Annotated in this window: 18 protein-coding genes; 7 read left to right on the top strand and 11 right to left on the bottom strand. The window is 74.3% G+C overall.

The genetic code is table 11. From position 1 onward, the window contains the following. Window positions 1-39: 39 nt before the first annotated feature. Window positions 40-840, bottom strand: a complete 801-nt coding sequence (locus tag ABT263_RS32420; protein WP_329489470.1) for an enoyl-CoA hydratase-related protein — start codon at window positions 838-840, stop codon at window positions 40-42. Window positions 841-1,137: 297 nt separating this feature from the next. Between ABT263_RS32420 and ABT263_RS32415 the strand changes: the two genes are divergently transcribed. After that, entirely contained in the window at window positions 1,138-1,305 is a 168-nt protein-coding gene (locus ABT263_RS32415) for a DUF3117 domain-containing protein (protein ID WP_014137929.1), read from the top strand. A 138-nt stretch (window positions 1,306-1,443) separates the two neighbouring features. On the opposite strand, the gene ABT263_RS32410 is transcribed toward ABT263_RS32415, so the two are convergent. Next, on the bottom strand, window positions 1,444-2,052 hold the full coding sequence (locus ABT263_RS32410) for an O-methyltransferase (protein ID WP_329489471.1): 609 nt from the start codon (window positions 2,050-2,052) through the stop codon (window positions 1,444-1,446). 326 nt (window positions 2,053-2,378) lie between these two features. Here ABT263_RS32410 and sigE point away from each other — a divergent pair, with 326 nt between their 5' ends. From sigE to ABT263_RS32390, 4 genes are all read left to right on the top strand, one after another. Continuing rightward, window positions 2,379-3,119, top strand: coding sequence for an RNA polymerase sigma factor SigE (gene sigE, locus ABT263_RS32405; RefSeq protein ID WP_380388406.1), 741 nt, complete (start codon window positions 2,379-2,381; stop codon window positions 3,117-3,119). Further along, window positions 3,116-4,153: an anti-sigma factor gene (locus ABT263_RS32400; RefSeq protein ID WP_352295871.1), complete on the top strand. Its 1,038-nt coding sequence runs from the start codon at window positions 3,116-3,118 to the stop codon at window positions 4,151-4,153. Before sigE ends, ABT263_RS32400 begins: the two co-directional genes overlap by 4 nt. Before the next feature lie 131 nt (window positions 4,154-4,284). After that, a complete protein-coding gene (locus ABT263_RS32395; protein ID WP_352295869.1) occupies window positions 4,285-4,728 on the top strand; it encodes a sec-independent translocase in 444 nt (147 codons plus the stop codon). A gap of 208 nt (window positions 4,729-4,936) precedes the next feature. Next, a complete protein-coding gene (locus ABT263_RS32390) occupies window positions 4,937-5,611 on the top strand; it encodes a hypothetical protein (protein WP_329489474.1) in 675 nt (224 codons plus the stop codon). 64 nt (window positions 5,612-5,675) lie between these two features. Here the strand turns inward: ABT263_RS32390 and ABT263_RS32385 are convergent, their stop codons facing one another. From ABT263_RS32385 to ABT263_RS32370, 4 genes are all read right to left on the bottom strand, one after another. Then, on the bottom strand, window positions 5,676-6,836 hold the full coding sequence (locus ABT263_RS32385) for an Mrp/NBP35 family ATP-binding protein (RefSeq protein ID WP_352295866.1): 1,161 nt from the start codon (window positions 6,834-6,836) through the stop codon (window positions 5,676-5,678). A 56-nt stretch (window positions 6,837-6,892) separates the two neighbouring features. Continuing rightward, a complete protein-coding gene (locus ABT263_RS32380) occupies window positions 6,893-7,486 on the bottom strand; it encodes a DUF1003 domain-containing protein (protein WP_380388407.1) in 594 nt (197 codons plus the stop codon). Window positions 7,487-7,535: 49 nt separating this feature from the next. Beyond that, the gene (locus tag ABT263_RS32375) at window positions 7,536-8,822 is read right to left on the bottom strand and encodes a magnesium transporter MgtE N-terminal domain-containing protein (protein WP_352295863.1); all 1,287 of its coding nucleotides are present in this window, start codon (window positions 8,820-8,822) and stop codon (window positions 7,536-7,538) included. A gap of 158 nt (window positions 8,823-8,980) precedes the next feature. Then, window positions 8,981-9,541 (bottom strand): pyridoxamine 5'-phosphate oxidase family protein, encoded by a 561-nt coding sequence (locus ABT263_RS32370; RefSeq protein ID WP_352295860.1) that lies wholly within the window; start codon window positions 9,539-9,541, stop codon window positions 8,981-8,983. 124 nt (window positions 9,542-9,665) lie between these two features. Between ABT263_RS32370 and ABT263_RS32365 the strand changes: the two genes are divergently transcribed. Then, complete coding sequence (locus ABT263_RS32365; RefSeq protein WP_502885899.1) at window positions 9,666-10,592, top strand: DMT family transporter; 927 nt, start codon at window positions 9,666-9,668, stop codon at window positions 10,590-10,592. Window positions 10,593-10,599: 7 nt separating this feature from the next. Here the strand turns inward: ABT263_RS32365 and corA are convergent, their stop codons facing one another. Beyond that, window positions 10,600-11,724, bottom strand: coding sequence for a magnesium/cobalt transporter CorA (gene corA / locus ABT263_RS32360; RefSeq protein WP_352295858.1), 1,125 nt, complete (start codon window positions 11,722-11,724; stop codon window positions 10,600-10,602). Between the two features lie 454 nt (window positions 11,725-12,178). Between corA and ABT263_RS32355 the strand changes: the two genes are divergently transcribed. Then, a complete protein-coding gene (locus ABT263_RS32355) occupies window positions 12,179-12,826 on the top strand; it encodes a suppressor of fused domain protein (RefSeq protein ID WP_329489479.1) in 648 nt (215 codons plus the stop codon). A 110-nt stretch (window positions 12,827-12,936) separates the two neighbouring features. On the opposite strand, the gene ABT263_RS32350 is transcribed toward ABT263_RS32355, so the two are convergent. From ABT263_RS32350 to ABT263_RS32335, 4 genes are all read right to left on the bottom strand, one after another. Beyond that, window positions 12,937-13,797 carry a PHP domain-containing protein gene (locus ABT263_RS32350; RefSeq protein WP_352295855.1) on the bottom strand — a complete coding sequence of 287 codons (861 nt, stop codon included), beginning with the start codon at window positions 13,795-13,797 and terminating at the stop codon, window positions 12,937-12,939. 63 nt (window positions 13,798-13,860) lie between these two features. Beyond that, window positions 13,861-14,499: a DUF6758 family protein gene (locus ABT263_RS32345; RefSeq protein ID WP_329489481.1), complete on the bottom strand. Its 639-nt coding sequence runs from the start codon at window positions 14,497-14,499 to the stop codon at window positions 13,861-13,863. 317 nt (window positions 14,500-14,816) lie between these two features. After that, window positions 14,817-14,963, bottom strand: coding sequence for a DUF8834 family protein (locus ABT263_RS32340; protein WP_329489482.1), 147 nt, complete (start codon window positions 14,961-14,963; stop codon window positions 14,817-14,819). A 334-nt stretch (window positions 14,964-15,297) separates the two neighbouring features. Then, entirely contained in the window at window positions 15,298-16,185 is an 888-nt protein-coding gene (locus ABT263_RS32335; RefSeq protein ID WP_352295852.1) for an alpha/beta fold hydrolase, read from the bottom strand. Window positions 16,186-16,445: the final 260 nt, after the last annotated feature.

The raw sequence follows: 16,445 nt of genomic DNA, 5'->3' as shown, positions 1-16,445 counted from the left end.
GCCCGGGCCCGCACGGCCCGGGCGGTGCCCCACCGGGCCTCAGCGGCCCAGGTACGTCGGCTTCTCCTTGGCGATGAACGCGCGGACCGCGATCCGGTGGTCCTCGCTGTCGCCGGCCAGGGTCTGCAGCTCGTCCTCCTTGTCGAGCAGCTCGTCCAGGGAGTGCGAGGCGCCGTACGCGAGCGACTCCTTGATGGCGCCGTACGCGACCGTCGGGCCCTCGGCCAGCTCCTTGGCGAAGACCCGGGCGGTGGCGGCCAGCTCGGCGGCCGGGACGACCTTGGTGGCCAGGCCCAGCTCCATCGCCTCGGTGGCCTTCACCGTGCGCGGCAGCATCAGCAGCTCGGTGGCCTTGGCGTGCCCGACCAGCCGGGGCAGCGTCCAGGAGGCACCCGAGTCGGCGGTCAGCGCGATCCCGGCGAAGGCCGTGTTGAAGCCGGCCGTGTCCGCGACGATCCGGAAGTCGCAGGCGAAGGCCAGCGAGGCGCCGGCGCCCGCCGCGACGCCGCCGACCGCCGCCACCGTCGGCTTGCGCATCCCCGCCAGCGCCCGCACCAGCGGGTTGTAGTGCTCGGAGACGGTCTTCAGCGCGCCCTCGCCGGTCTCCTCGGCCCGCTTGAGCAGGCCCAGGTGCTCCTTGAGGTCCTGCCCGACGCAGAACGCCCGCTCACCGGCGCCGGTGAGCAGCACCGCCCGCACCGCACGGTCCTCGGCGGCGGCGGTCATGGTGTCGCGCAGGGCCACCTTGGTGGCGGTGTCCAGCGCGTTCATCGCCCCGGGGCGGTTGATGGTGATGACGGCGAGGCCGCCGTCCAGCTCGTACAGCACGGAATCGGACATGGGCGAGGGGCTCCCTTGCGATCGGCACAGCTCGGTCGTGTGTCAGGATGCCGGAGCGTGCGGCCGGGTGGGGAGTGTGAGGTATCGCACCTTTCGGCGGCGTGCCGACCGCCGCCGCGCCGGGGCTTATGGCAGGAAATGTGGCGCTTGGAGCCGGTCCGGCCGTGGTTGCGCCGAGAGTGATGTTGGTCATCAGGCCGTGGCATGCGGGATAATGGCTTCCGATCAATGCGTTCGATACCGGCGGTGGACGGACTGCCGGTGCGTAGCTGAGCGGTTGCAGGAAGGGGAACGAGCATGGCGGCCATGAAGCCGCGGACGGGTGACGGCCCGCTCGAAGTCACCAAAGAGGGGCGGGGCATCATCATGCGCGTTCCGCTCGAAGGCGGCGGACGCCTTGTGGTGGAGCTCACGCCTGACGAGGCCGACGCCCTGGGCGAGGCCCTGAAGAAGGCCTGCGGCTGACCGCAGCGGGTGCTCCCCATCTCCTGGAGATGTGCCGCCGGGCCCGGGTACGACACTACGTCGGCCCGGGCTCTGTGGTTCCCGGGCGGGGTGGTTCCGGGCGGCCGCCGTCGGGGCGCCGTCGGGGCCCCGGCCCGGTCAGCGCTTCACGGCGCAGAGCAGCCCGTCCGACACCGGCAGCAGCGCCGGCAGCAGCGCCTCGCTCTCCCGGACATCCCGGACCAGGTCGCGCACCGCGTGCGTCTGCGGGTCCTGCTGGTCCGGCTCGGCCAGCCGGCCCTCCTGGAAGACGCCCTCGAAGCAGACCATCCCGCCCGGCCGCAGCAGCCGCAGCGACTCCGCCAGGTACTCCCGGGACTCCGCCGGGTCCCCGTCGCAGAAGACCAGGTCGTACTGGCCGTCCGCGAGCCGCGGCAGCACGTCCAGGGCCCGGCCCGGTATGAAGCGGGACCGGTTCGCCGCGAACCCGGCCGCGTGGTACGCCTCCCGGGCCAGCTGCTGGCGCACCGGTTCGGTGTCGACGGTGGTGAGCACCCCGTCCGGGCGCATCCCGCGCAGCAGGTAGACGCCGGAGACGCCCGTCCCGGTGCCGATCTCGGCCACCGCCTTGGCGTCCAGGGCGGCCGCCAGCAGCCGCAGACAGGCCCCGCCGCCCGGTCCGATCGCCCTGATACCGGTGCGCGCGGACTGTGCCCGGGCGTAGGTGAGCACCGCGTCCTCGCCGACGAAGGTGTCGGAGAGGGCCACGCGCGCGGGCCCGAACTCGCTGATGGCTGCCTCTTTCGGAGCCCCGGGCGATGGCCCGGTGCCGAGCGGAAGTCGATATTTCCTGGCACAGATTACTGGCCGACCGGGAACCGCGTACGGCGGCGGGCCGTTGCTGAGGAAGGGACCGGTCGACGGATACCCCCGCGATACCCCCCGGGCACTTTTATCCGGGCTTGACGGGCGAGGTGGATATGGTGGTGGCCCTGCTGGGCAGAAGAGCCAACCGAGGAGGTGTGGCCGAGGGCGACGTCCCTGTGCGGCGGCACTCCCGCGGCACCGCGTCAGCCCGTACGCCGAAGCCCGTGATGAACCAGTCTGCGCACTCCACCCTGGACCAGCCGGTCGCCGCGACGCCGGCCGCCGGTACCACCGAGGCACCCGCCGCCCTCGCGAGCTTCGCCGAGGGTCCCGACGCGCAGACCTGGACTCCGCCCTCCTGGGAGGAGATCGTCGAGGCGCACAGCGCCCGCGTCTACCGCCTCGCCTACCGCCTGACGGGGAATCAGCACGACGCCGAGGACCTCACCCAGGAGGTCTTCGTCCGGGTGTTCCGTTCGTTGTCGACCTACACCCCCGGCACGTTCGAGGGCTGGTTGCACCGGATCACCACCAACCTGTTCCTGGACATGGTCCGTCGGCGCCAGCGGATCCGCTTCGACGCGCTCGGCGACGACGCGGCCGAGCGCCTGGCCAGCCGCGAGCCCAGCCCGGCCCAGCACTTCAGCGACACCCACTTCGACGCCGACGTCCAGCAGGCGCTGGACACCCTCGCCCCGGAGTTCCGCGCCGCCGTGGTGCTCTGCGACATCGAGGGCCTCTCCTACGAGGAGATCGCGGCGACGCTGGGCGTCAAGCTCGGCACCGTCCGCAGCCGGATCCACCGCGGCCGCTCGCACCTGCGCGCCGCGCTGAAGCACCGCGCCCCCGGCGCGGCCCCGGGCCGCGAGCGCCGGGGCGGCTCCGAGGAGCCGGTACCGGTGCCGGTCGGCGCCGCCGCGGGTGAGGCCACGGTCGCGCCGGGCGGGCGCGGACGGAGGCGATCGTGAGCGGAACCGGCCGGTCGGGACCGGGTCGGCCGGACGCTCCCGGCAGGGCCGCCGCCTGGCGCGGCGGCTGGCCCCAGCTGGGCCGGCGCGGCCACGAGGACGGCGCCGAGGACCCGCTGCCGCCCGTTCCGGCCCTGCCGGGTGAGGCGTCGCTGCGCGCGGTCGCCGTCCGGCACGCCGAACCCGCCGCCGAGGAGCACCACCTCGGGGAGCGGCTCTCCGCCTTCGTCGACGGCGAACTGGGCCACGACTCCCGCGACCGCGTCCAGGCCCATCTGGCGACCTGCCCGGAGTGCCTCGCCGAGGCCGACGAGGGCCGCGCCGTGAAGCACCTGCTGACCCGGACCGGCACCCCCGGCCCGTCCTCGGCGCTGATGTCCCGGCTGATGGCCGTCGGCACGCTCCAGGACGAGGACGCTCCCGCCGAGCGGCCGCGCCGGGACGACGACGACCTGCCCGGCGGCGGACTGCCCGCGGCCTGGGGGTCCCCCCGGCCGGAGACCGGCGGCACGCTCGGCGGCAGCCGGCTGAACGGCGGCTCCTTCGGCCGTGGCGCGGGCGCCTTCGGTGCGGGCGCGCTCGGCGCCGACGCACCGGTGCCCGGTGTCGACCCCCGTGCGTTCGGGCGCGGGAGCTCGGTGCTGCGCCCGCTGATGGGCCGGCGCTCCGGCCGTCCCGAGGCCTCCGCGGTGCCGCGCCCGGCCGCGGCCGCCACCGGCCCGGTGGTGACCCGGCAGGCTCCGCCGCGCGGACGCCGCTTCGTCTTCGCCGCCGCCGGGGCCTTCTCGGTCGCCGCGGTGACGCTGGGCGGGGTCGGTGGCTTCGCCGCGCAGAGCGACGATCAGCACGGCACCTCGGTGAGCCCGGCCGGCAACCCCGGCCGCGGCGGCGGGTACGCCCCGATGAAGGCCCAGGTCCCGGTGGACTTCCCGGTCCGCCCGGTGGCGGCCACCCGCAGCGCGACCCCGCAGCAGATCGTGCCGGACCGGACCCCGAGCTCGGGCCTCGCCGGACTGCACCAGGAGAACCGGTAGCGCGGACCGGCCCACCGCGGCCATGGCCGTCGACGGCTCTTCACCACGGCTTCATCACACTGTGGGGTCCGGATCCGACGGTGGCCATTACGCTGTAGGAACCCGTTGTCCGACGAGCTGAGGGAGCTTAGGTGTTCAGCGACGTAGGCGGACTGGAGATCCTGACTCTGGTCATCATGGCCATCGTGATCTTCGGTCCGGACAAGCTGCCGAAGCTGATCCAGGACACCATGGGCTTCATCAAGAAGGTCCGCTCCTTCGCCGACTCGGCCAAGGAGGACATCCGCAGCGAGCTGGGCCCGGAGTTCAAGGACTTCGAGTTCGAGGACCTCCACCCCAAGACCTTCGTCCGCAAGCAGCTCATGGGCGGCCAGGACGACCCGCTGGGCCTCAAGGAGATGCGGGACAGCCTGGACATCCGCTCGGTGCTGGACGACAAGCCCGCCGCCGCCGTGAACGGCCACGGGCGCGCCGGCACGGTCAGCATGGACAAGTCCGCCGTGGTGGCCCCGGCCTCCGCCGGCGCCGTGCTCCAGCCCGGCGAGCGCCCTCCGTTCGACCCCGACGCCACCTGATCCCGCGTCGCTCCGCCGACGCCACCGCCCCGCCCGGCCGCACGGCTGAGCGGGGCGGCGGCGTGTGCGCCGCTATTGTGCTGAATGTTCCCGCTGTGCCGTCGGTCACTTCCGGTCGGTTCCGGCCCGGAGGCACCCGGCGGGAACGCCGCGGTACGCCACCATGGGAGCGCACCACGGCAGGAGATCTGCGTTGAGGAGGCCCGGGATGGACGCGACGAGTCATGCGGTGGGGACGGCGACGGCCGACGGCCCGACGGTCGGCGGACAGGCCGGCCCGGCCGACCCACTGGTCCCCTACCTGTCGGCGGACTTCCCCTGGTACGGCCTGGACGACGGCTGGACCGGCCGCCGCTACCTGATCCAGGCCGGCGCCGGCGGCCCGCGTGGTGGCGCGCCCGGCAGCGTCGACTACGGCACCCTCGGCCACGGTGAGGAGCCGGCCCGGCAGTACGAGCCGCGGGACATGCGCAAGTTCGCCGTGGTCGTCACGGTGGCCCGCCGGGGCAGCCGCCGCAGCGCCGACAACACCGGCACGCTGGAGGCGACCTCGGCCTCCTCCGCCGCCTGGCTGGCCGGCTCCGGCCTGCTCGCCTCCACCTGGCCGGGCCAGCTGGACCGCACGCTGCGCCAGGACTGGCTGGACCAGCAGAGCACCCTCGCCTGGGACCTCGCCGACGACCTGGCCGGCCCCGGGTGGTCCACCCTCAGCCTCCCGGTGAACGGTCTGCCGCAGCCCTTCCGCTACCGCGAGTCCGAGTACGGCTGGGTCCTCGCGGGCGAGGCCCCCGGCGTCCTCCTCGGCGCCTACGGCCGCGGTGTCAGCGCCTACGGCACCGGCTTCTCCACCGTCCCCGACCTGACCGCCTACACCCGCCCGTAGCCCGCCCCGGCCCGCCCCGGGACAGCGCGAAGGGCCGGGCGAACCGCCCGGCCCTTCGCGAGGATCAGAACTTGTTCTTCGGGGTGAGGCCGAGGGAGAGGCCGGAGAGGCCGCGCTGGCGGCCGCCGAGCTTGCCCGCGACGGCGCGCAGGGCGGCGCCGGCGGGGGAGTCGGGCGCGGCGAGCACGACCGGGCGGCCGTCGTCGCCGCCCTCGCGCAGCCGGACGTCGATCGGGATCGAGCCGAGCACCGGCACGTTGGCGCCGACGATCCGGGTGAGCGCGTCCGCGACGATCTGGCCGCCGCCGGTGCCGAACACGTCGATCATCTCGTCGCAGTGCGGGCAGGGCATGCCGGACATGTTCTCGATCACGCCGACGATCTTCTGGTGCGTCTGCACCGCGATGGTGCCGGCCCGCTCGGCCACCTCGGCGGCGGCCATCTGCGGGGTGGTGACGATCAGGATCTCCGCGTTCGGGACCAGCTGCGCGACCGAGATCGCGATGTCGCCGGTGCCGGGCGGCAGGTCCAGCAGCAGGACGTCGAGGTCGCCCCAGTAGACGTCGGCCAGGAACTGCTGGAGCGCGCGGTGCAGCATCGGGCCGCGCCAGACCACCGGGGCGTTGCCGGGGGTGAACATGCCGATCGAGATGACCTTCACGCCGTTCGCCTGCGGCGGCATGATCATGTCCTGGACCTGGGTGGGCCGGCCCTCGACGCCCAGCATGCGCGGCACGCTGTGGCCGTAGATGTCGGCGTCCACCACGGCGACCTTCAGGCCGTCCGCGGCCATCGCGGCCGCGAGGTTCACCGTCACGGAGGACTTGCCGACGCCGCCCTTGCCGGAGGCGACCGCGTAGACCCGGGTCAGCGTGCCCGGCTTGGCGAACGGGATCTCGCGCTCCGGGGCGCCGCCGCGCAGCAGCTGGGAGAGCTCCTTGCGCTGCTCGTCGCTCATCACGTCGAGCTCGACCTCGACGCCGGTGACGCCGGGGACCGCGCCGACCGCGTCACGCACCCGGGTGACGATGGTGTCACGCATCGGGCAGCCGGAGACGGTGAGGTAGACCGCGACGCGGACCTCGCCGCTCTCGGCGATCTCGACCGATTTCACCATGCCGATCTCGGTGATCGGACGGTTGATCTCCGGGTCGTTCACGGTCGCCAGCGCCTGGCGTACGGACTCCTCCGTGACGCCGGCCGCGACCTCTGTCTCGTTGGCCATGCCTTGATGGTACGGCGCCGGGCGTACCGCTTAACCGGTCGGTAGCGTGCTGCCGGTCACAGCATCCCGGAACTCTCCCGGCGTTCGTCGATCTCCTTGAGCAGGGACTGCAGTTCGGAGCGGACCGCGCCCAGCTCCGAGGCGATGAAAGCCCGGGTGGCGACCTCGCCGAGGCCCTGGCGCAGGGCCGCCACCTCCCGGGTCAGGTACTCGGTGTCGGCGATGTTCCGATCGCTGCGGGCGCGGTCCTGCTCCATGTTGACGCGGTCCCGGTCGTCCTGGCGGTTCTGCGCCAGCAGGATCAGCGGCGCCGCGTACGAGGCCTGCAGCGAGAGCATCAGGGTGAGGAAGATGAACGGGTAGTCGTCGAAGTGGACGGCGTCCGGCAGCACCGTGTTCCAGCCCACCCAGACGACCACCACGACGGTCATCCAGACGATGAACCGCCCGGTGCCCAGGAAGCGCGCGATCCGCTCGGAGAGCTTGCCGAAGGCCTCCGGGTCGTACGTCGGCAGGGTGATCAGGCCGGGCCTGGTGGTTCGCGGCTGGTCCAGCCGGGAGCGGGAGGCGACGCCGGTGGAGGGCTCGGCGCGGCGCTCGCGGGCGCCCTCCCGGGCGCGCAGTTCGCGCAGCTGGCGCAGTTGGCGCAGCTCGCCCTGGAGGCGCTGGCGGGGGGTGTCCTCCCGTCGGCCCTTGCGGTCAGCGTCCACCGGTCAGCACCTCTCGCTCGTCGTCCGGTCCGTGCAGGGCGGCCTCGCGCCAGTCCTCCGGCAGCAGGTGGTCGAGCACGTCGTCGACGGTCACCGCGCCGACCAGGTGGTCCGCCTCGTCGACCACCGGCGCGGCGACCATGTTGTACGTCGCCAGGTAGCTGGTGATCAGGGACAGCGGGGTGTCCGGCGGCAGCGGGTCGAGGTCGTCGTCCACCAGCGAGCCGACCAGGGTGTACGGGGGCTCGCGCAGCAGCCGCTGGAAGTGCACGGTGCCCAGGTACTTGCCGGTCGGCGTCTCGTTCGGCGGGCGGCAGACGAAGATCTGCGCGGCCAGCGCCGGCTTGTTGTCCGCGACCCGGACGCGGGCCAGCGCCTCGGCCACCGTGGCGTCCGGCTCCAGCACGATGGGCTCGGTGGTCATCAGACCGCCGGCGGTGTTCTCCTCGTACCGCAGCAGCCGGCGGACCGGCTCGGCCTCGTCCGGTTCCATCAGCTGGAGCAGGCGCTCGGCCTCGTCGCCGGGCAGCTCGGAGAGCAGGTCGGCGGCGTCGTCCGGGTCCATCGCCTCCAGCACGTCGGCGGCGCGCTCGTCCTTCAGCTTGCCGATGATCTCGACCTGGTCGTCCTCGGGCAGCTCCTCCAGGACGTCCGCGAGCCGCTCGTCGTCGAGCGCGGCGGCCACCTCGGCGCGGCGCTTGGCGGAGAGGTGGTGCATGACGTTGGCGAGGTCGGCGGGGCGCAGCTGGTCGAAGGTGGCGAGCAGGTTGGCGGCGCCCTGGCCCTCCTCGGTGAGGCTGAAGCCGGTGACGTCCTGCCAGTCCAGGGTGAGCGACTCGCCCTTGGCCTTGCGCAGCCGGCCGACCCGGCCGACCTGGACGAAGACCTTGCTGATCTCCCACTCGCGCAGCCGGGTCTGCACCATCGCGACGTCCAGGACGGTGACGTCCTGACCGGTCTTGGTCCAGCTGACGGTCCGGTCCAGCAGCTCGCCGAGCACGAGGGTCTCGGACGGGCGCTGTTCGAAGCGGCGCATGTTGATCACGCCGGTGGTGAGCACCTGGCCGGACTCCAGGCTGGTCACCCTGGTCATCGGCAGGAAGATCCGGCGCCGGCCGATCACCTCGACCACCAGGCCGAGCACCCGGGGCGGCCGGCCGCCGAGGCGGAGCGTGACCACCACGTCGCGCACCCGGCCGACCTGGTCGCCGTTCGGGTCGAAGACGGCGACGCCGGAGAGGTGCGAGATGAAGACCCGGCTGCCTGCCCCTGCCATGGACTCCCTCGCTCGCTCGGCGCCCCCAGGAGCGCGCGGGCGCGGCCCGCGGCTTGTCGGACCAGCCCCAGGCTACCCGCGCGTCCCGCACCCGGCCCGACGAGCCACGGCGCCGATCCGGCCGTCCGGGGAGGGCTGAGCGGCGGCGCGGCGCGGGCTCAGCGCTTGCGGCGCTTGAACAGCAGCTTCGGGAGGCCGGCCGGTACGGGCTCGCGGGTGGTGGCCGAGGTGGGCAGCGGCGCGGTGGCGTGGGACTCGTCGGGCATGGCGCCCGGGTGTTCGGCGAGCAGGTCCCGCCCGGTGCCGGCCGGCTCCAGCCGGAGCACCCGGCACTCGCGGGCCCAGCGGTCGGCGATGGTGTCGGTGTCGGGCGCGTTCAGCCGCTTGCCCTTGAGCTCCTCGACGGCGCCCAGCCAGGCCTCGCCGTGCGGCTCCGGCTCGACCACGCGGGCCGTCCAGCCGGTGAGCCGGCCGCCCTTGTCCTTGCTGCGGACGGTCACCACCGCGCCGGCCCCGGCGGTCAGGCCGTGCAGCGGCTGCTCGGCGCCGTCGCCGACCACGACCACCGCGCCGTCGTGCCAGGCGTGCCAGAGCGGGCGGCTGTGCTCCTGGCCGTCCGCGCGCACCCAGAGCAGGCCGGACTTCTTCGCGGCCTCCTCCAGGAGGGCCCGGTCGAGGAAGTCGTCGGCGGTGGCGGCTGCGGCGGGCGTACGGTCCATGGCGGACAGCGTACGGCCTGAGCTGTCCACGGCGTGTCTCACCGGTCGGGCGACAGTTCCAAGACGGCCGCACGGGCCTTACCTTAGGAGCCGCCCGACTCCCACCCCGAGCCCGAGGAGCACCGTGCCGACCCGGCCCGAGACCGCAGCCCCCGCCACCGCGTCCGGCCCCGCCGCGCCGCCGCACCCGCTCCCCAGGCTGGACCTGCTGCTGCTCGCCGTCTCGGTCTCCGGCATCTCGCTCTCCGCGCCGCTGATCAGCGCCACCGCCGCGCCCGCCCTGGCGATCGCGTTCTGGCGCAACGTCATGTCGGTCGGCGTGCTGGGTCCGTACGCGCTGCTGCGGCACCGGGCCGAGCTGCGCGGGATCGGCCGCCGGGCACTGCTGCTGGCGGCGGCGGCCGGCGCGCTGCTCGCCGTGCACTTCGCGCTCTGGATGCCGAGCCTGCGGATGACCTCGGTGGCCTCGGCGACCGCGCTGGTGACCACCACGCCGCTCTGGACCATCCTGCTGATGCGCCTCGGCGGGGTGCGGGCGCCCCGCGCGGTGTGGATCGGCATGACGGTGGCGTTCGCCGGTGTGCTGGTGCTCACCGGGGTCGACCTCACGCTCTCGCCGCGGGCCCTGCTGGGCGACGCGCTGGCGCTGGGCGCGGGCCTCGCCGCGGCCGGCTACATGCTGCTGGGGGCCGAGGTCCGCCGGACCGTCAGCACCACCGCCTACACCCTGGTCTGCTACGCCACCACGGCGGCCGTCCTGCTGGTGGTCTGCCTGGTGGCCGGGACGCCGATGGCCGGCTGGCCGGCCGGCGTCTGGTGGCAGATCGTGCTGCTGATGGTCACCGCCCAGCTGCTCGGCCACTCGCTCAGCAACCGGGTGGTGCGCACCCTCGGCCCGTCCGTCACCTCCACCGCCATCCTGCTGGAGACGCCGGGCGCCGCACTGATCGCGGCGCTCTGGCTCGGCCAGTGGCCCCCGGTGGCCGCCTACCCGGCGGTGGTGCTGATCCTGCTGGGCCTGGTCCTGGTCGCCCGGGGCGGCCGGCGGTGACGGCCGGCTACAGCCAGCCGTTGCGGCGGAAGCCGCGGTACATCCCGATGCAGATCAGGACGACGCTGCCGAGCACCATCGGGTAGCCGTACTCGTGGTGCAGCTCCGGCATGTAGTCGAAGTTCATGCCGTAGACGCCGGTGATCATGGTGGGCACGGCGAAGATCGCCGCCCAGGCGGTGATCTTGCGCATGTCCTCGTTCTGCGCGACCGACACCTGGGCCAGGTTGGCCTGGAGCAGCGAGTTCAGCAGCTCGTCGAAGCCGTGCACCTGCTCGGTGACCCGGGCGAGGTGGTCGGCGACGTCCCGGAAGTACTTCTGGATGTCCGGGTCGACCAGCCGCTGGAGCGGCTCGGAGAGCTGCTGCATGGGCCGCAGCAGCGGCGTCACCGCACGCTTGAACTCCAGGACCTCGCGCTTGAGCTGGTAGACCCGGCCGACGTCGGTGCCCCGGCCGCCCTTGTTGGAGAAGACGTCGAACTCGATCTCGTCGACGTCCGTCTGGAGCCGGTCGGCGACCAGCAGGTAGTTGTCCACCACGTGGTCGGCGATGGCGTGCAGCACCGCGGAGGGGCCCTTGGTCAGCAGCCCCGAACCGTCCGCGTCGGCCTCCAGCCGGTGCCGCAGCTCCTGCAGCGAACTGTGCCCGCCGTGCCGGACGGTGATGACGAAGTCCCGCCCGGCGAAGACCATCAGCTCGCCGGTCTCGACCACCTCGCTGGTCGGGGTGAGCTGGTCGTGCTCGACGTAGCGGATCGTCTTGAAGACGGCGAACAGCACGTCGTCGTACCGCTCGACCTTGGGCCGCTGGTGCGCGTGGACGGCGTCCTCGACCGCCAGCGGGTGCAGGCCGAAGCGCTGCGCGATGCCCTCGAACTCGGCCTCGGTCGGCTCGTGCAGCCCGATCCAGCTGAACGATGCCGCGCCGTCCGGCAGTTGCTGCGAGGCCTTCACCCGGCGGGCCGCCTCGCGCGGGCTGCAGCTCTCGCCGTGCCGCTTGCCGGACTGGTACACCGCGCAGTCCACCACCGCGGAGGCGGACTGGCCCGGGTGGATCGAGTCGAACAGGCCGCTCGCGGAACGGCGGCGGTTGGTGCGGACGGCTGCGCGCAGGCTGTTGATCATCGACATGGCAGGCTCCCTGGGCAGGAGCCGCCGCACGGCGGCACGGTGGCGGATGGCCGTGGTGCGACGGCATGGAACACCGGTGGAATGACGCCTGCGGTCGGTCCTCGGCCTTGCTGGGGCTCGCGCTGGAACGACCGGACGCCGGTGAGGGTGCTCTCCCGGCCGGGGCCGACTTCGCCTGGGTCCGTCTCGAGGAACGCGGCTGCCGATCGGCTACTGGTGCCGCTGTTTCAGCCTGCGAGGCGAGGGGTACGGGGAAGGCGTCCGGGCCGGGTAGAGCTGCCGGTACTGCATGGTCGGCTGGTATCCACCGCAACCACCTCCTTCACGCCGCTGCCCCGGAGAGAGGATCCCCGGTGGCCAGTCGCTCACACTAACATCTGACCGGGCATCGTCGCTGCGACGTTCTCCCGGTGGGCCTGCCGGCTCCGCGGCCGCACCGGTTACGCTCACCGGCATGGCGCACGACTTCCCGCTCTTCGGTGACCCCTCCGGCGGCTCCCACGACCCGGCCGGCCTCTCCCGGGAGGCCGTGCTGGCCGCCGTCGAGGCCCGGCTGCTGACCACCTTCGGCGAGCCGAGCGGCCGCGCCGCGGTCACCTTCCTCGGCGCGGACCGGATCGAGGTGCTGCGCTTCGGCCCGGACGCCGAGGGGCTGGTCCGCTACGCCACGCTCGGGATGGCCGCCGCGCCGATGGCGGACCCGACCGCGCCGGTCGCCGACCAGGTCCGCGGCCCCCGCGCCGAACTGCTGCTGACGATCCGTGGGGCCCGCGACACCGTGCTCCGCACCCTGGCCACCTTCGCCGCGACGCCGCAGGTGGAGGGCCTGGTGCTGGCCCCCGGCGGCTCGCTGGACCTCGGCTCTCCGCTCTGGGACGGCGCGCCGTTCACCTCGGTGCTGGCCGCCGAACCGGGCGGCCTGGTGCCCGACCTGGAACTCGACGAGCCGGCCGACCCGGTGCGCTTCCTCCCGTTGCTGCCGATGACGCCCAACGAGGCCGGCTGGAAGCGGGTGCACGGCGCGGCCGCGCTGGAGGAGCGCTGGCTGAAGCACGGCACCGATCTGCGCGACGCCGACCGCCGCGGGGTGCCGCTGGACTGACGCCCGGTCACCGGGGTCCGCAGGGCCCGCCGCCGGGCCGCAGCGGGGCGCGCGCCCCCGCCGGGCCCGGCGGGGTGCTCCCGCACGCCCGCGCGTCCGGCCGGGCGGGCTCAGCCCTCGATCGGCTTCGCGCCGGTGGCCTGGGCCAGCAGCGCCTCGTAGACGCCGGGGTCGGTGGTGTGCTCGCCGAGCCGGACGCTCTTGCGGGTGCCGTGGTAGTCGCTGGAACCGGTGGTCAGCAGGCCGAGGTCGGCGGCCAGTCCGCGCAGCCGGGCCCTGGTGGGCTCGTCGTGGTCGATGTGGTCGACCTCCAGCGCGGCGAGCCCGGCCGCCGCGAGGTCCGCGATCACCTGGTCGGAGACGGTCCGCCCGCGCTTGACCGCGCCCGGGTGGGCGAAGACCGGCACCCCGCCCGCCGCGCGGACCAGCCGGACGGCCTCGGCCGGATCGGTCTCGTGCTTGCGGACGTCCGCCCGGCCGCCGTTGGCCAGCCATTCCGGGGTGAAGGCGTCGGAGACGGTGGCCACCACCCCCGCCTCGACCAGCGCGCTGGCGATGTGCGGCCGGCCGACCGAGCCGGTGCCGGCGATCCGCTGGACCTGCTCCCAGCTGATGTCGGCGCCCAGCGCGCGGCAGCGCTCGACGACGGCCCGCCCGCGGCGGAACCGGTCGGTGCGCACCAGCTCGCGCTCGCCGGCGAAGGCCGGCTCGGCCGGGTCGAAGAGGTAGGCCAGCAGGTGCAGGCTGATGCCGTCCACCGCGCAGGACAGCTCGGCGCCCGGGACGAGGCTCAGCCGGGTGCCGGAGGGCAGCGCGCGGACCGCCTCGGCGGCCTCGGCGTGGCCGGCCACCGTGTCGTGGTCGGTGAGCGCCACCACGTCCAGGCCCGCGGCGGCGGCCGCCGCGACCAGCTCGGCCGGGCTGTCGGTGCCGTCGGACGCGTTGCTGTGGGCGTGCAGGTCGATGCGCACGGGGTCGGCTCCTGGGGTGGGCGGCGGGTGCCGCCCAGGATAGTGCGGGCGCCCGGCGGGCCGTCAGCCCAGCAGCTGGGGGGAGAGCGCGCCGCAGGGCAGCAGGCCCAGCTCGGCGCCGGCCTCGCGCAGATCCGTGAGGACGAGCTCGTCGTACATCACCAGGGCGGACTGCTCGGGCCAGGCGACCGCCCAGAGCCAGAGGCCGCGGGCCTCGCCGACGAACACCGCGCGATCGGCGGGCGCGTCCGGGACGTGGAACATCGGGGTGGGCCGCCCGGCGGCCATCAGCTTGGCGTCGGCGGGCTTGTAGAGCGAGACGGACTCGCCGGGGTCCGGCCCGGACAGGCCCGCGTACCGGGCGCCGAGCCCCACGCCCAGCTCCTCGGCGACCAGCACCAGCTCTCCGAAGCCGCCCAGCGGCGCCGGCCCGGAGCAGGCGACCGCGGTGGCCCGGGCGCCCGAGACGTCGTCGCCGACGTGCGCGATGCCGGTGTAGAGCCAGCCGACCGGGAGCGGCCAGGGCAGCCAGACGGGCACCTGGGAACGGGCGACGGCCACGCCGAGCGCCTCCACGCTCGGGGGCAGCACGGGCTGCATCGGGTGCACCGCTCCGTGCCGGTCGCACTGCCAGGTGTCTGAGAACAGACCGGGGGCGCGGACCCGACCGGCGCACCTCGGGCAGCTAGGCTCGCCCCTCATAGCCGACAACGCTCCTCCCTCCGGACCGCCGCGTCAAGGACGATCACCCGTACGGAGGGCGCGGCGGTACCTGTCGGTGCGGACACCCGTTCGGCGCCGGGCGGGCGCGCTGCGGGCGGTTCCCGCTAGGGAATGTCCAGCGGCGGGCGGTGGCAAACGTCGGTGCCGCTCCGCGTGGGCCGGGCCGGACGCACTGACGCCCCGTCAACGGCGATCGCGGTGACGGGGGCGTCAGTCGGGTATCGGAACGTCGGGATCGGACGCTCCCGGCTCTTCGGCGGCGGGTGAGGGCTCCCGGTCGGAGGCGCCGCGCTGGGTCAGACGGTCGGGCACGGACGGATGAGCAGGCGCTCGCCGGTGCGGGCGGCGGCCTGGACGAGTTCGCGGACGGTCTCGGCGTCGGCGATCACGCGGTCGGTGGCGGTGCCGTGGGCGTCGTCCAGTCGGACGATCTCGAAGCGCATGGGCCTCTCCTTCTCTTGCCCCGTCGGGCGGGGCGGTCGTGGCTGAGTGGGTATCAGCCCTTTCGCGGTCTGTCGGATCGAACGGTCGACGGTCTGCTGAGGCAAAGGGGCTCCCCCTGCTTGCCAAGTGCGTCTGGTACCTCGTGAACCACTGTCTCGTGGTGCTGCTACCGGGCCGTTGCCCGTCCGTAAAGCCCAGGTTTCGGCGGATTGTCGCCAGCGTCGACCCCGACGATGATTCCCGGACAGAATCAAATATTACCGCAACTAACGACTTTTGTCGTGGGACTTCCCTGGGCGGGGCGCCGGCGCCCCGCCCAGGGAAGGTCCGGGCTCAGCCCCAGAAGGCCAGCAGGGCCTCGGCGGTGGCCTCCGGCCGTTCGGCGTTGGGGGAGTGGCCGGCGTCCTCGATCACCACGCGGCGGGCGCCCAGCCGCTCGGCCATCCGGGTCTGCTCCGGCACCGGCCAGGCGTAGTCCCGGACCCCGGAGAGCACCAGGGCGGGCAGCGCGGCCGCGGTCGCGGCCAGCTCGTCCACCCGGTCGGGCGCGGCGATCAGATGGGCGCCGGTGGTGGCGAGCGCCTGCGGCACGTTGGCCACCCAGCGGCGGTGCAGGAACTCCGCGACCTCGGGGGCGGGGCGGCGGGCCCGGTCGCCGCCGGTCTGCTCCGCCTGCTGCTCCATCTGCTGGAGCACCTGCCAGATCTCCTCCAGGCTCATCGACGGCAGCACGCCGATCAGCAGCTTGGTCCGCTCCGCCTCGGCGGGCTCGATCGAGGCCGGCCCGGTGGACATCAGGGTCAGCGAGCTCCACGGCAGCGGACCGTCGGCGGCCGCGGCCAGGACGGCCTCCCGGGCCACCTGGCCGCCGAAGGAGTGGCCGAGCAGGTGGAGCGGCGCGTCGCCCTCGGCAAGCACCGCGGAGAGCGCCCGGACGTCCGCCCCCAGGGCGTCGACCGCGTAGGCGGCCGGATCGTCGGGGCCGCCGCTCTCGTACTGGCCGCGCTGGTCGACCGCGGTCACCCGGTAGCCGGCCGCGGCGAGCGGCTCCAGGAGCGCGATGAAGTCCTCCTTGCTGCCGGTGAACCCGGGCACGAGCAGGGCCGTCCCGCGGACCGCGCCGGCCGGCTCCGCCCGCAGCGCGGCGAACTCCCCGCGCGCCGTCGGCACCCGCAGGGCGCGCGCGCAGCGGGGGAGGGTGAGGAACGGCGGCGTGCTCATGGGCGATCTCCTGCGTGCGCGGGTGCGGTGCGGCGGGGCGACTGGCGCCGGTGACGCCGAGCGTAGCCGGGTGGAAACGCCGCAGGGGGCGACGCCGCCCGGTGGCCGGACGGGGTCGCCCCCTGCGCGTGGTGCGTGACCGGATCAGCTCTCCGGGGCCGCCTCGGGGGCCGCAACCGCCGGGCGGCGGGTGCGGGCCCGACGACGCGGGGCCGCGGCCTCGGCCGGGGCGTCCGCGCCGGCCTCGGGGGCCGCGGCGG

This window comes from Kitasatospora sp. NPDC001603 (assembly GCF_040298365.1).
Lineage (GTDB): Bacteria > Actinomycetota > Actinomycetes > Streptomycetales > Streptomycetaceae > Kitasatospora.
This window is presented reverse-complemented; position numbering and strand designations above follow the sequence as displayed.

What these genes read in the sequence shown, in the direction of transcription:
- corA (WP_352295858.1), bottom strand. Translation starts at nt 11,724, where the DNA reads ATGTCGATGATCAACAGCCTGCGCGCAGCCGTCCGCACCAACCGCCGC.
- ABT263_RS32345 (WP_329489481.1), bottom strand. Translation starts at nt 14,499, where the DNA reads ATGAGGGGCGAGCCTAGCTGCCCGAGGTGCGCCGGTCGGGTCCGCGCC.
- ABT263_RS32390 (WP_329489474.1), top strand. Translation starts at nt 4,937, where the DNA reads ATGGACGCGACGAGTCATGCGGTGGGGACGGCGACGGCCGACGGCCCG.
- ABT263_RS32420 (WP_329489470.1), bottom strand. Translation starts at nt 840, where the DNA reads ATGTCCGATTCCGTGCTGTACGAGCTGGACGGCGGCCTCGCCGTCATC.
- ABT263_RS32370 (WP_352295860.1), bottom strand. Translation starts at nt 9,541, where the DNA reads ATGGACCGTACGCCCGCCGCAGCCGCCACCGCCGACGACTTCCTCGAC.
- ABT263_RS32385 (WP_352295866.1), bottom strand. Translation starts at nt 6,836, where the DNA reads ATGGCCAACGAGACAGAGGTCGCGGCCGGCGTCACGGAGGAGTCCGTA.
- ABT263_RS32415 (WP_014137929.1), top strand. Translation starts at nt 1,138, where the DNA reads ATGGCGGCCATGAAGCCGCGGACGGGTGACGGCCCGCTCGAAGTCACC.
- ABT263_RS32340 (WP_329489482.1), bottom strand. Translation starts at nt 14,963, where the DNA reads ATGCGCTTCGAGATCGTCCGACTGGACGACGCCCACGGCACCGCCACC.
- ABT263_RS32335 (WP_352295852.1), bottom strand. Translation starts at nt 16,185, where the DNA reads ATGAGCACGCCGCCGTTCCTCACCCTCCCCCGCTGCGCGCGCGCCCTG.
- sigE (WP_380388406.1), top strand. Translation starts at nt 2,379, where the DNA reads ATGAACCAGTCTGCGCACTCCACCCTGGACCAGCCGGTCGCCGCGACG.
- ABT263_RS32375 (WP_352295863.1), bottom strand. Translation starts at nt 8,822, where the DNA reads ATGGCAGGGGCAGGCAGCCGGGTCTTCATCTCGCACCTCTCCGGCGTC.
- ABT263_RS32355 (WP_329489479.1), top strand. Translation starts at nt 12,179, where the DNA reads ATGGCGCACGACTTCCCGCTCTTCGGTGACCCCTCCGGCGGCTCCCAC.